The sequence below is a fragment of the Microbacterium sp. B35-30 genome (assembly GCF_010634855.1).
Taxonomy (GTDB): Bacteria; Actinomycetota; Actinomycetes; order Actinomycetales; family Microbacteriaceae; genus Microbacterium.
This window is the reverse complement of record NZ_MWLQ01000018.1, coordinates 120,917-133,916: the sequence shown is the minus strand read 5'-3', so window position 1 is coordinate 133,916 and position 13,000 is coordinate 120,917. Positions and strand designations below refer to the sequence as shown.

Genomic DNA, 13,000 nt, shown 5'->3' with positions numbered 1-13,000 from the left:
CGTCCCTGCCCGTGCGGGAGGCGCTTCACCCGGCCGCGCTCGCCGGGCGCGGCATCCGTCGCTCTCAGTCCTGAGCCGGACCGGGCCCGTACAGCTCGCCGATCTTCTGCGACGTGAACCAGCCGTCGTAGGCCGCGGACTTCGGCCATCCCTCGGGCGAGTCCTGCCAGTCCTCCTGACGGCCGTACGGCAGCAGGTCGATCAGGGGGAACGTGTGGCTCAGCTGTTCGGTGCCACGGCCGTTCGTGTGCCACGTGCGGTACACGGTGTCGCCGTCGCGGAGGAAGACGTTCACTGCGAAGCCGCCGCCCGCTGGCGCGTCCATGTCGGCGCCGAACGGGCTGTCGGCCGTCGAGTACCACTCCATGCGGTTGCCGGTCTTCTCCTTGTACGCCAGCGCCTCGTCGATCGGCCCCTGCGTCACGATCACGAAGCGGGCGTCGTACGCCTCGAGGAAGTCGAGACGCGTGTACTGCGAAGTGAACCCGGTGCAGCCGGGGCAGTGCCATTCCTTGCCCTCGAACCACATGTGGTTGTAGACGATGAGCTGCGACTTGCCCTCGAAGACGTCGGCCAGGCGCACAGGCCCGTCCTTGCCCACGAGCGTGTACGCCGGCAGCTCCACCATCGGCAGCCGCCGCCGCTGCGCGGCGATCGCATCGAGCTCGCGCGTGGCGGCCTTCTCGCGGACGCGCAATTCGGCGAGTTCGCGGCGCCACGTCTCGGCGTCGACGACGGGCGGAAGGGCTAGCTGGGTCGTGCTCTGCATCGGAACCTCCGAGTGTGCGAGTGCGTATGTTCACACTGTACACATCTGGATGCCGGCGTCAAGGGGTCACGCGTCGACAGGCGGTGCCCGTCGCGCCTCACGAGCCGGAAGCGAAGAACTTGCTCGGGATCCTCGACTGTTCGAAGCGCTTCGATATCGTCGCGAACGGTCGAAGAAGACCATCACCGAACACGACAGGAGTGTTTCATCGTGAGATTCAGACGTTCAGCCGTCGGACTCGTCGTCGCGACCGGCGTCGTCGTCCCGCTGGCGATCGCCGCCCCCGCCACCGCGACGCAGGAGCCGACGCCGCCTGCGAGCGCGCCCGCGACCGATTACGAATGGTCGAACGCGGCCATCTCGGGCGGCGGATACGTGCCGGGCATCGTCTACAACCAGACGGAGCCGGGCCTGGTCTACGCGCGCACCGACATCGGCGGCGCTTACCGGCTCGACCGCGACACCGACGAGTGGGTGCCCCTGCTCGACCACGTCGGCTGGGACGACTGGAACCGGCTGGGCGTGCTCAGCCTCGCCACCGACCCGGTCGACACCAGCCGCGTCTACGTGGCGACGGGCATGTACACGAACGAGTGGGACCCGAACAACGGCGCCATCCTCCGCTCGTACGACTACGGTGCCACCTGGGACGCCGCGCCCCTCCCCTTCAAGGTCGGCGGCAACATGCCCGGACGCGGCATCGGCGAGCGGCTGCAGGTCGACCCCAGCGACAACGATGTGCTCTACTACGGCGCCGAACAGGGCCAGGGTCTCTGGCGGTCGACGGACGCGGGCGTGACGTTCTCCCGCGTCGACTCCTTCCCCAACGCGGGCGACTTCGTGCCCGACGCCGGCTCGGGCAACTCGTACCTGATGCAGAATCTCGGCGTGCTGTGGACGGCGTTCGACACGTCATCGACGGATGCCGGATCCCCGACGCAGACGGTCTTCACGGCGGTGGCCGATACCGACGACATCCTCTACCGCTCCGACGACGCGGGCGCCACGTGGGCTCCAGTGGCGGGTGCTCCGACGGGGTTCCTGCCGCATCACGGCGTGATCGATGAGGCCGGCCGCTTCCTCTATCTCACGACGAGCAACACGTCGGGACCCTACGACGGCTCCGACGGCGAGGTGTGGCGCTACGGCCTCGACGACGGCTCGTGGACGAACATCACACCGACCTACCGGCCGGTGGGCGTCGACTTCGGGTTCGGCGGACTCACGGTCGACAAGAGCGACCCCGACACGATCATGGTCGCGTCGCAGATCCAGTGGTGGCCCGACATCCTGATCTTCCGTTCGACCGACCGCGGCCAGACCTGGAGCCCGATCTGGGAGTACGCCTACGGCGCGGACGGCAGCACCACCCTCAACCCGCGCTATTCGCAGTCCGTCGATGAGGTGCCCTGGCTGACGTTCGGCAAGGAGCCCGGCAGCCCGGTGCCCTGGTCCGAGCCCGCACCGAAGCTCGGCTGGATGGTGTCGGCGCTCGAGATCGACCCGTTCGACTCCGACGAGCTGATGTACGGCACAGGCGCGACCATCTACCGCAGCGATGACCTGACCGCCTGGGACGAGCCCGGTAGCGTCATCCACCTGGCTCCCGAGGCGTTCGGCATTGAGGAGACGGCCATCCAGGATCTCGTGGCACCGGCCGGCGACGTCGACCTCGTGTCGGCGATGCTCGATCTCGGCGGCTTCGTCCACGACGACCTCGGCACCGTTCCGCAGAGCTTCCGTGCGCCGTACTTCGGCGGAGGCACGAGCGTGGATGCCGCAGGCCTCGCGCCCAACGTCATCGTGCGCGCCGGCACCGACGGCGGCGGCGCGCGCGTGGTCGCGGCATCCGTCGACTCGGGCGTCTCGTGGGTCACCTCGCCCGTGGCGGAGGGAGCGAGCGGATCGGGCACCGTCACCGTGACCGCCGACGGATCGGGCATCGTGTGGGCGCCCGATGGCGCGGCCGTACGGCACTCGGCCGATGGCGGCGTGACCTTCGCAGACGTCGCGGGGCTGCCCGCGGGCGCACGCGTCGAGAGCGACCGCGTCGACGCGTCGCGGGTGTACGCCTTCGCGGGCGGCGTGTTCTACCGGTCCGGCGACGGCGGAGCGAGCTTCGCCGCCGTGAGCAGCGGTGCGCTGCCGACCGAGGGTCCGGTGCGCTTCGGCGCGACGCCGGGCGCCATCGGCGACGTGTGGCTCGCCGGCGGGTCCGACGAGGGCGGCGCCTACGGCCTCTGGCACTCGAGGGACGGCGGCTCGACCTGGGCCGCGATCGCCGGATTCGACGAGGCCGACACCGTCGGCTTCGGCAAGGCGGCACCCGGTGCGACGAGCCCCGCGATCTACACCGCCGCCTCTCGCGACGGAGTGCGCGGCGTTTACCGGTCCACCGACGACGGTGCGACGTGGGCGCGCATCAACGACGACGAGCACGAGTGGGGCTGGATCGGCGCCGACATCGAGGGCGACCCCGATGTCTTCGGGCGCGTCTACATCGCGACGAACGGCCGCGGCATCGTGGTCGGCGACGACACCGCTGCGACCGCGCCCCCGACGTGGTCGTCGACCGCGGTATACGACGAGGGCGACGTCGTGACGTTCGACGGCGCCGTGTGGGCGGCGTCCTGGTGGACGAAGGGCGAGGCGCCGGGGTCGAAGAAGAACGGGGCGTGGCAGGAGGTCACCGCGACTCCGACCGGGGTCGCCGTCTGGACGGCGTCGCGCATCTTCGACAACGGAGACGTCGTCTGGAGGGATGACGGCATTTGGCGCGCGAAGTGGTCGACGCGCGGCGACGAACCGGGAGCCAAGAAGAACGGCCCCTGGGAGCGGATCGGCTGAGAGAAGCGGGGCGGTCGCCGGCGGGAGTGCCGGCGACCGCACTCGACGGCCCGAGGGAACTCGGCGAGCGCCGCCACGTGCTCCGTCCGAACCCGCTGCAGCTCCACGCGAAAAGCAACCACGCACGTCGGATGGCGCGCATTCGCGAGCAGCAGGACCGTCCGGGGTGTGCCCGGTTCCAGCAGTGCATGTTTATGCGGGGTAGCGAGAATAGTCACTTCGTTCATAGGCTGGACAGGAAAGCAATCCACCTCGAAAAGTCATCTGGAGGATGATCGATGGAGATCACACGACGAACGGTCCTGACGGGCGCCGCGATCCTGGGAGCCGCCGCAGCGATCGGCGGCGCCGGTCCCGCAACGGCGGCGACCATGCCGGTGACGCAGGGCGACACGTCGGCGAACCCCAAGACGGTTGAGCGCTGGGGAATGCACGAGATCGTGCTGCGCGGTCCCGACAAGGGGAACCCATACGTCGACGTCACGCTGGCCGCCGTGTACCAAGGCGCGGGGCAGACGATCACTGTGCCCGGGTTCTACGACGGCGACGGGACGTTCCGCGTGCGCTTCTCGCCTCCGCAGACGGGCGAATGGACGTGGACGGTCGACAGCAACCTGCCGGCGCTGCGGAACTCCGGACGCCTCACCGTCGTGGAACCGTCCGCGGGCAACCACGGTCCGGTGCAGGTCGTGCCAGGCGGGTACCACTTCGTCTACGCCGACGGGTCGCCCTTCCGCCAGATCGGCACGACGTCCTACTCGTGGGCGCTCCAATCGGATGAGAAGTGCGAGCTGACCCTGAACACCCTCAGCACGTCGCCGTTCAACAAGATCCGCATGCTCGTGTTCCCCAACGTGCCCGCGGTCGCGACCGATCCCTTCGTGCGCACGGGCACCGGGCCCAGGGACTGGGACCCGACGCGCATCGATCCCGCCTACTTCCGTCGGTATGAGACCCGCATCCAGCGGCTGCTCGAACTCGGGATCCAGGCCGACGTGGTCCTGTTCCAGCCATACGACCCCGCTCGCGGCTACTCCGACATGAAGCGCGCCGACGACGAACGGTACGTGCGCTACGTCGCCGCCCGTTTCGGCGCGTACCGCAACGTGTGGTGGTCGATGGCGAATGAGTACGACGACAACGAGACCAAGACGCTCGAGGACTGGGACCACCTGCTCCAGGTCCTCCAGGCAGCGGATCCGCACAGCAGACTGCGCTCGATCCACAACAAGAACATCTACTACGACGCACGCAAGGCGTGGATCACGCACGCGAGCATCCAGAGCTCGGGCGCCGCACTGGACGGCCTGCGCGCGCATTTCCACCGCCAGTTCGCCCTGAAGCCCGTGATCTTCGACGAGGTCGCCTACGAGGGCAACATCAGCGAGCGCTGGGGTCAGCTCTCCGGCGAGCAGATGACGCACCGGTTCTGGAACACCTTCGTCGGCGGCACCTACTGCGGGCATGGCGAGACCCTCAACCCCGAGCAGAAGCCCAGCATCTCCTGGCTCGGACAGGGCGGCACGCTGAACGGCACGAGCGCCCCGCGACTGGCCTTCCTCAAGCAGATCATGGAGGACGGCCCGGCTCCCGGCATCGACGCGCTGCAGCCCGACTGGGACTACGACATCGCCGGAGTCGACAGCCAGTACTACATGCGCTATTTCGGCGAGAGCGCGCCGACCGAGTGGGATGCCGTGCTGCCGAGCGGTGCCGGGCGGTCGTACAACGTCGACATCATCGACACCTGGAATATGACGATCACGCCCGCCGGCGTGTTCAACATGGCGAAGGTCCCCCGGGGCGCTCAGGATCCGGCTCGTCCCGCGATCTCTCTGCCGGGCAAGCAGTGGATCGCGGTCAGATTCACCCGGGTGTGAGGAGACATCCCGGACACTGCGGGAACGCGCGAACAGACGTCGCCTATCCGTAGCTGGGCGGGGGGTCGGTCGGCGGCGGGTGCCGTCGATCGCCCCTCACCCCGGTCAGACGTTCGGGCGCACTCAGGGTCCGGACGTGCCGTCGGCCGCGGCGAGCTCCTCAGCGCGTCGATCGAGGACCTGCGCGACGCCCTCCTCGCGCGACGGGGTGCCCGGCGCTCATCGCTCGACCGACGGAGGGGCGACGTGGGCCCACAGCAACGACGACGAGTACGAGTGGGCCTGGATCGGAGCCGAGAGGGCGGCTTCGCGGCATCCATCTCGGCCGGTTCGGTGACGCGCGCGGACTAGCATTTCGCCATGGCCAGTCACGCCGAGAAGCCGGAGCTGCACGTCGACACGGTGGCGGAGTGGGAGCGCTGGCTGGAATCCGCCCCTGACCCCGCCGGGGTTCGGCTGCGGCTGCGCAAGACGGCGACCGCCAAGCCAGGGATCACGTACGCCGAAGCGCTCGACGTCGCACTGTGCTTCGGATGGATCGACGGGCAGAAGCAATCGCTCGACGCCCACTACTTCCTGCAGTCGTTCACTCCGCGACGCCCGCGCAGCATCTGGTCGAAGGTCAACATCGGGCACGTGACGCGACTGATCGAGGAAGGCCGGATGCGGCCCGCGGGCCAGCACGAGATCGATCGGGCGAAAGCGGACGGACGCTGGGATGCCGCCTACCGCCAGCGCGACGGCGACCTCCCCGCCGAGTTGCAGGAGGCCTTCGATGCCGACCCCCAGGTCGCCGCTGCGTTCGCCGCGCAGTCCGCGCAGAACCGGTTCGCGATGGCCTTCCGCGTGGGGAACCTCAAGCGCTCCGAGTCACGTGCTGCCCGCGTCACCCAATACGTCGAGATGCTCAAGCGGGGCGAGTCGATCCACTGACGCGACCTTCGGTGGTCTCACCAATCACCGCCGCACAGGCTTCCGGCGGGGGTAGGCAGACTCACAGGAAATGAATCACAAAAAGATAACGACAGACCCTTCCCTTCGTTACCTCGCCGTTATAGAGTTCATGCACGGTAGTTGTTTTGCTGTGGCAGCTACCGGCATGTGATTGCAGGACACTCTTGGTGCAAGGGACAAGGGCCGGTCGGTAGCCTCTCCGACCGGCCCTTACTCTTGCCCTCGATCAACGCCTCTCCTCCACAGCCAGGGCGAACCACACGCTCCCCGGCAGTTATCCACAGAAACCCGGCTTGACCAGCCTTTTGACCCGCACGGCCGCACGAGCAAGGGCCGGTCGGGGAACCCGACCGGCCCTCGCATCCGCGGGGACTTCTAGTGGTTGACCGCCTTCTCTGCACCGATGCCGGTGAGCGAGCGCACCTCCATCTCGGACTGCTTCGCCGCGTCCTCGGGGGTCTTGTCGAGCACGCTCACGATCCAGCCCAGCAGGAAGGCGAGCGGGATCGAGATGATGCCCGGGTTCGACAGCGGGAACCAGGCGAAGTTGATCGCCTCGGTCTTCAGCATCGACGTCTCAGAGCCCGACACGACCGGCGAGAACACGATGAGCAGGATCGCCGAGGTGAGACCGCCGTACATGCTCCACAGGGCGCCCTTCGTCGTGAAGCGCTTCCAGAAGAGCGAGTACACGATGGTGGGCAGGTTGGCCGACGCCGCGACGGCGAAGGCGAGTGCGACGAGGAACGCGACGTTCTGGCCGTTCGCACCGATGCCGCCGACGATCGCGACGATGCCGATGATGACCACGGTGCGGCGCGCGACCTTGACCTCGGCTCCCGGCTCGGGCTTGCCCTTCTTCACGACCGACGCATAGATGTCGTGCGCGAACGAAGCGGCCGCCGTGATGGTGAGACCGGCGACCACCGCGAGGATCGTCGCGAACGCGATCGCCGAGATGAGGCCGAGCAGCAGCGGTCCGCCGAGCGAGAACGCGAGCAGCGGTGCCGCCGAGTTCGGGCCGCCGGGAGCGGCGGCGATGACCGCCGGGCCGACGAGGGCGGCCGCGCCATAGCCGAGCACCAGCGTGAACACGTAGAAGATGCCGATCAGCCAGATGGCCCAGACCACCGACTTGCGCGCCTCCTTGGCCGTGGGCACGGTGTAGAACCGCATGAGCACGTGGGGCAGTGCGGCCGTGCCCAGCACGAGGGCGAGGCCGAGCGAGAGGAAGTCGATCTTCGCGACCTCCGACACGCCGTACTTCAGACCCGGGTCGAGGATCGCGGGGTTCTCGGCGACCGCGACGGCCTTGTCGAGAAGCGCGGAGAAGTCGAACCCGTTGAGCGCCAGCACCCACACGGTCATCACACCGGCGCCCGCGATGAGCAGCACCGCCTTGATGATCTGCACCCACGTGGTGCCCTTCATGCCGCCGATGAGCACGTAGAGGATCATGAGTGCGCCCACCACCGTGATGACGAGAGCCTGACCGAGCTGGTCGCCGATGCCGAGCAGCAGCGACACCAGGCCACCGGCACCCGCCATCTGCGCGAGCAGATAGAAGAAGCAGACGACGAGCGTCGTGGTCGCCGCGGCGATGCGAACCGGACGCTGCTTGAGGCGGAACGACAGCACATCGGCCATCGTGAACTTGCCCGTGTTGCGCAGGAGCTCCGCGACGAGGAGGAGCGCCACCAGCCAGGCGACCAGGAACCCGATCGAGTAGAGGAAGCCGTCGTACCCCGTCATGGCGATCGCGCCGACGATGCCCAGGAACGACGCCGCAGACAGGTAGTCGCCGGCGATGGCCGCGCCGTTCTGGCCGCCCGTGAACGACCGTCCTGCGGCGTAGTAATCGGCGGCTGTCTTGTTGTTCCGGCTGGCGCGGAACACGATGACCATCGTCACGGCGACGAACGCGCCGAAGATGGCGATGTTGAGCCAGGGCTCACCGGGCGAGGTGCTCGCCGCTTCGAAGCGCAGCATCAGCGGGCCTCCTCGTTCTTGAGAGCGTCTGACTCGAAGGTGCCGGTCTCGATCTCGTCGCGGATCTCCTCCGCGAGCGGGTCGAGGTTGCGGTTGGCGTAGTGCACGTACCAGGTCGTCACGGCGAAGGTGGTGACCACCTGGGCCATGCCGAGCACCATCGCGATGTTGACACTCCCGAACACTCGGGTGGACATGAAGTCGTGCGCATAGGTGGCGAGCAGCACGTAGGCGAAGTACCAGGCGAGACAAGCGCCCAGAACGGGGAAGACGAAGCTCCGGTGGGTGCGCCGAAGCCGTTGGAACTCAGATGATGATTGGACCGCGCCGTAGTCGACCTCTGCGAGGTCTATGGCGGCGCGTGGGGCTTCGTTGCCCATGACGTCTCTCCTTCGAGGGGGGGGTCGGCGGGCCGTGGCCGCGCCGCTGCGTTGACAGTGCGACCATGGTCGCGCGCGGCCGGGCGGGCCGGGGGTGGCCGCCGTTCGTCGTCGGTGAACGGGGTTCATGGTGCGACGAACGGCGGATCGACGACGACGAACGACGGCGAGGAACGACGGCGGCTACGCTGGCGTGCATGCCCGAGTCGATGCTGCTCGCCGCTGCCGCCGGCGCCGTCGCCGGGGCGCTCGCGGTCGGCGTGGTCATCCTGCTCCGGCGGATCGTGGTCACCTCGAAGGATCTCGGCACCGACGTCGAGCAGGCGACCTACCAGACGCTTCACCTCGCGAGCCGGGCGGCCAAGCACCTCCGGGGCGGCATCGCCGAAGGCGACGCCACACGTGCCGGGCGGCACCTGCGAGCGCTTCTCGGGTGCGAGACCCTCGCTCTCGTCGACCCGGCGGGCCATGTCACGATCGAGGGCGACGACGCCGTCCGTGAGGTCGCGGGACGCCTCGCCGCCGAGGCACGCGCCTCGAACCGTCCGCAGCTGCAGCGGCGCATCCGGATCGGCGACCGGGAGACGGATGTCGTCGCCGCGCCGATCCTCGCGGGCGGCGCGCCCGCCGGCGCCATCGTCGCCTTCGCCCCGCGCGTGCGGGCCGGTCTCGTGCGCGCGACCGGCGAGGTGGCGGACTGGGTCGCGGCGCAGGTCGAGCTCGGCGAGCTCGACGCTTCGAGAGCGGCGCTCGCCGAGGCCGAGGTGCGCGCGCTGCGCGCGCAGATCAGCCCGCACTTCATCTACAACTCGCTGAACGCGATCGCCTCGTTCATCAACACCGACCCGGCCAAGGCGCGGGACCTCGTGCTCGAGTTCGCCGACTTCACGCGCTACTCGTTCCGCCGGCACGGCGACTTCACCACGGTCGCCGAGGAGCTCCGTTCGATCGACAGCTATCTGAAGCTCGAGCGCGCACGGTTCGGCGATCGGCTGAAGGTGACGCTGCAGATCGCCCCGGAGGTCCTCTCGACGGTCGTGCCGTTCCTGTCGATCCAGCCACTCGTCGAGAACGCCGTGAGGCACGGGCTCGAGGGCAAGGAGGGTGGCGGGCGCATCACGATCGAGGCATCCGATCTGGGCGCCTTCGCCGAGATCAGCGTCGAGGACGACGGTGTCGGCATCGATCCCGACGCACTCGAACGCGCTCTCGCCGGCGCCGCGACCGGCCAGCACGTGGGACTGCGCAACGTGGACGCCCGCCTGCGACAGGTGTACGGCAACGAGCACGGGCTGGTCGTCGAGACGAATGTGGGCGCCGGCACCCTGGTGCGGATGCGCGTGCCGAAGTCTCAGCCGGGCCGCGTCGCGGCAGCCTCCACCGCTCCCGGCCGCACACCGGCATCCCCCGCTCCTGCCGGCACCGAAGGGAGGCGGGAACGGTGATCTCCGTGCTCATCGCCGACGACGAACAGCCCGCGATCGACGAGCTCGCATTCCTGCTCGGGCAGGACGCGCGCATCGGGGTCATCCACCAGGCGGCGTCGGGCGCCGAGGCGATCCGGCTCCTCACGCGCGAGCCCGTCGACGCCGCGTTCCTCGACATCCACATGCCCGGCCTCAACGGCTTCGATCTCGCCCGCGCACTGCAGCGCTTCGAACGCCGGCCGGCGCTCGTCTTCGTGACCGCCGACGAAGAGAGCGCCCTCGAGGCCTTCGACCTCGCCGCGGTCGACTATCTGCTGAAGCCGGTCCGCACCGAGCGGCTGCACCGCTCGGTCACTCGCATCGTCGAGGCCATCAAGGCGCAGGCTGCGCCGACGACGGATGCCGCGGCATCCGCGCAGCCGGAGATGATCGCCGTCACGCTGGGCGGCACGACGCGCATGATCCGACGCGACGAGGTGCGGTACGTGCAGGCGCAGGGCGACTATGCCCGGCTGCACACCGAGGAGGCGAGCTACCTCGTGCGGGTGCCGATGTCGGACCTCGAACGGCAGTGGGCCGACACGTTCGTGCGCATCCACCGCTCGTACCTCGTCGCGATCCCTCACCTCGCGCGTCTGCGGCTCGGCGGCGACCACCCGAGCGTCGTGGTCGGCGGCGCCGAACTGCCGGTGAGCCGGCGCCTCCTGCCGGCTCTGCGTGATCGACTCGAGTCGACGACGATCCGGCCGCGGACATGACCTCCCGCGCATCGCACGGCAGCGCCGGCGAAGAGTCCGACTCCCGCGCCGGCGGCCCGCTGTCTCGAGACGCACCCGGCTCGCACGCCGACGCCGCCGCGGACGACGCTCCCACCGACCGCGCGGTGCCATCCGCTGCGGCAGCACCGCCCGAGCGCGTGCGCGTGACCGCGCCGCGCGCCGGCTCGCCCGCCGCCTCGACCCGGCCGGTGTCGCGCAACGCCGCCGATGCGCCGACGAGCGACATCGCCGGAGTGTACGTGCGCTCGCTGATCCGCTCGCAGCTGCGACTCGGAGTCGTGTTCGCGGTCGGATTCGCGGCGGCGACGGCACTGTTCGTGCTGGCGATCGCCTTCGTGCCCGCGTTCGACACCACGTTCGTTCTCGGCGTGCCGGTGTCGTGGCTGCTGCTCGGCGTGGGCGTCTACCCGCTGGCCATCACGGTCGCCGCACTCTATCTGCGTGCGGCTTCGCGCAACGAGGCACGCTACCGGTCGCTGACGGAGGACGAGTGAACCCCGCCATCGGCTACACCGCGATCGCCGCCGTCGCGATCGTGTCGGCGCTCATCGGGTTCTACGGCCTGCGGGTCTCCCGCACGACGAGTGACTTCTACGTGGCGAGCCGCACGGTGCGGCCGTGGTGGAACGCCTCGGCCATCGGCGGTGAGTACCTGTCGGCGGCGTCGTTCCTCGGCATCGCGGGCCTCATCCTGCTCACGGGATCGGCGGCGCTCTGGTTCCCGATCGGCTACACGGCCGGGTATCTCATGCTGCTGCTGTTCGTCGCCGCCCCGCTGCGCCGCTCGGGCGCCTACACGATCCCCGACTTCACCGAGGCGCGGCTCGACTCGGTCTGGGCGCGCCGCGTGACGAGCACGCTCGTCATCGTCATCGGCTGGTTCTACATCGTGCCGCAGCTGCAGGGCGCGGCGCTGACCGTGCGGATCACCACCGGCCTCCCCGCCTGGGTCGGCTCGCTCGCCGTCGCGGTGATCGTCGCCGTCGTCGTCGCGGCCGGCGGCATGCGGTCGATCACGTTCGTGCAGGCGTTCCAGTTCTGGCTGAAGCTCACGGCGCTCGCGATCCCGGTGGTGGCGATCCTGCTCCTCGTCGGCGACGTGCCGCCCGCCCTGCCGCCCGTCGAGGCGTTCCCGGCGAGTGCCGGTCCAGGCGATCTCGAGGTGTACCGGACGATCTCGCTCATGGTCGCGCTGCTGCTCGGCACATTGGGGCTCCCCCACGTGCTGGTGCGCTTCTACACCAACCCCGACGGGGTGGCAGCGCGACGCACGACCGTGATCGTGCTCGTGATGCTCTCGGTCTTCTACCTGTTCCCCACGGCGTTCGGACTGCTGGGCCGGGCGTTCGCCCCCGACCTCGCCGCCTCGGGCGACGCCGACGCGCTCGTCCTGCTCCTGCCGAGCCGACTGGTCGCCGGGCCGCTGGGCGACCTGCTCACGGCCCTCGTCATCGCCGGCGCGTTCGCGGCGTTCCTCTCCACGTCGTCGGGTCTCGTCGTCTCCCTCGCCGGCGTGATCAGTCAGGACCTTCTCGGCGGCAGCGTCCGGGGGTTCCGCATCGCGGCCGTGCTCTCGTCGTTCGTCCCGCTCGTCGTGGCCCTGGCCACGGAGTCGGCCGGGCTGGCCGGCAGCGTGGGACTCGTGTTCGCCTTCACCGCGTCGACGCTGTGTCCCGTCCTCCTGCTGGGCATATGGTGGCGCGGCCTCACGGCGCGAGGCGCCATCGCCGGCATGCTCACCGGCGCGGTGCTGTCGGGCGTCGCGATCCTCGGGGGTGGGATCGTGTCGGCGTGGCTCCCCGCGCTGCGCCCGTTCCTCGAGCAGCCGGCGGCGTGGACCGTGCCGATCGCGGTGCTCGCGATCGTGATCGTCTCGCGCGGCGACCGCCGCGGGATCCCGCGCGGCACCGACCTGTTCCTCGCCCGACTGCACGCACCGGAGGGTTCACGGCGCCTCGGACTCGACGGCTGAGCG

General features: G+C 69.5%; 10 protein-coding genes. 7 read left to right on the top strand and 3 right to left on the bottom strand.

The genetic code is table 11. From position 1 onward, the window contains the following. Nucleotides 1-64: 64 nt before the first annotated feature. Nucleotides 65-769 carry a DUF899 family protein gene (locus B2K11_RS10625; RefSeq protein WP_163618250.1) on the bottom strand — a complete coding sequence of 235 codons (705 nt, stop codon included), beginning with the start codon at nt 767-769 and terminating at the stop codon, nt 65-67. Between the two features lie 210 nt (nt 770-979). Between B2K11_RS10625 and B2K11_RS10620 the strand changes: the two genes are divergently transcribed. The 3 genes from B2K11_RS10620 to B2K11_RS10610 all read left to right on the top strand — a co-directional run bounded on the left by B2K11_RS10620 (nt 980) and on the right by B2K11_RS10610 (nt 6,429). Next, complete coding sequence (locus tag B2K11_RS10620) at nt 980-3,616, top strand: carbohydrate-binding protein (RefSeq protein WP_163618249.1); 2,637 nt, start codon at nt 980-982, stop codon at nt 3,614-3,616. A gap of 278 nt (nt 3,617-3,894) precedes the next feature. Beyond that, a complete protein-coding gene (locus tag B2K11_RS10615) occupies nt 3,895-5,496 on the top strand; it encodes a DUF5060 domain-containing protein (protein ID WP_163618248.1) in 1,602 nt (533 codons plus the stop codon). A gap of 360 nt (nt 5,497-5,856) precedes the next feature. Then, nucleotides 5,857-6,429, top strand: a complete 573-nt coding sequence (locus B2K11_RS10610; protein ID WP_163618247.1) for a YdeI/OmpD-associated family protein — start codon at nt 5,857-5,859, stop codon at nt 6,427-6,429. A gap of 396 nt (nt 6,430-6,825) precedes the next feature. Here the strand turns inward: B2K11_RS10610 and B2K11_RS10605 are convergent, their stop codons facing one another. Then, a complete protein-coding gene (locus B2K11_RS10605; protein WP_163618246.1) occupies nt 6,826-8,439 on the bottom strand; it encodes a sodium/solute symporter in 1,614 nt (537 codons plus the stop codon). After that, entirely contained in the window at nt 8,439-8,819 is a 381-nt protein-coding gene (locus B2K11_RS10600) for a DUF485 domain-containing protein (RefSeq protein WP_163618245.1), read from the bottom strand. Before B2K11_RS10600 ends, B2K11_RS10605 begins: the two co-directional genes overlap by 1 nt. 197 nt (nt 8,820-9,016) lie before the next feature. Here B2K11_RS10600 and B2K11_RS10595 point away from each other — a divergent pair, with 197 nt between their 5' ends. The 4 genes from B2K11_RS10595 to B2K11_RS10580 are packed head-to-tail and all read left to right on the top strand — an operon-like array spanning nt 9,017 to nt 12,997. After that, the gene (locus tag B2K11_RS10595; protein WP_163618244.1) at nt 9,017-10,264 is read left to right on the top strand and encodes a histidine kinase; all 1,248 of its coding nucleotides are present in this window, start codon (nt 9,017-9,019) and stop codon (nt 10,262-10,264) included. Continuing rightward, nucleotides 10,261-11,004: a LytTR family DNA-binding domain-containing protein gene (locus tag B2K11_RS10590; RefSeq protein WP_163618243.1), complete on the top strand. Its 744-nt coding sequence runs from the start codon at nt 10,261-10,263 to the stop codon at nt 11,002-11,004. Before B2K11_RS10595 ends, B2K11_RS10590 begins: the two co-directional genes overlap by 4 nt. Beyond that, entirely contained in the window at nt 11,001-11,519 is a 519-nt protein-coding gene (locus B2K11_RS10585) for a DUF485 domain-containing protein (protein ID WP_239525942.1), read from the top strand. Before B2K11_RS10590 ends, B2K11_RS10585 begins: the two co-directional genes overlap by 4 nt. Next, on the top strand, nt 11,516-12,997 hold the full coding sequence (locus tag B2K11_RS10580) for a cation acetate symporter (RefSeq protein ID WP_163618242.1): 1,482 nt from the start codon (nt 11,516-11,518) through the stop codon (nt 12,995-12,997). The genes B2K11_RS10585 and B2K11_RS10580 overlap by 4 nt, the downstream gene beginning before the upstream one ends. The last annotated feature ends 3 nt before the right edge of the window (nt 12,998-13,000 follow it).

What these genes read in the sequence shown, in the direction of transcription:
- B2K11_RS10625 (WP_163618250.1), bottom strand. Translation starts at nt 769, where the DNA reads ATGCAGAGCACGACCCAGCTAGCCCTTCCGCCCGTCGTCGACGCCGAG.
- B2K11_RS10615 (WP_163618248.1), top strand. Translation starts at nt 3,895, where the DNA reads ATGGAGATCACACGACGAACGGTCCTGACGGGCGCCGCGATCCTGGGA.
- B2K11_RS10610 (WP_163618247.1), top strand. Translation starts at nt 5,857, where the DNA reads ATGGCCAGTCACGCCGAGAAGCCGGAGCTGCACGTCGACACGGTGGCG.
- B2K11_RS10605 (WP_163618246.1), bottom strand. Translation starts at nt 8,439, where the DNA reads ATGCTGCGCTTCGAAGCGGCGAGCACCTCGCCCGGTGAGCCCTGGCTC.
- B2K11_RS10600 (WP_163618245.1), bottom strand. Translation starts at nt 8,819, where the DNA reads ATGGGCAACGAAGCCCCACGCGCCGCCATAGACCTCGCAGAGGTCGAC.
- B2K11_RS10595 (WP_163618244.1), top strand. Translation starts at nt 9,017, where the DNA reads ATGCCCGAGTCGATGCTGCTCGCCGCTGCCGCCGGCGCCGTCGCCGGG.
- B2K11_RS10585 (WP_239525942.1), top strand. Translation starts at nt 11,001, where the DNA reads ATGACCTCCCGCGCATCGCACGGCAGCGCCGGCGAAGAGTCCGACTCC.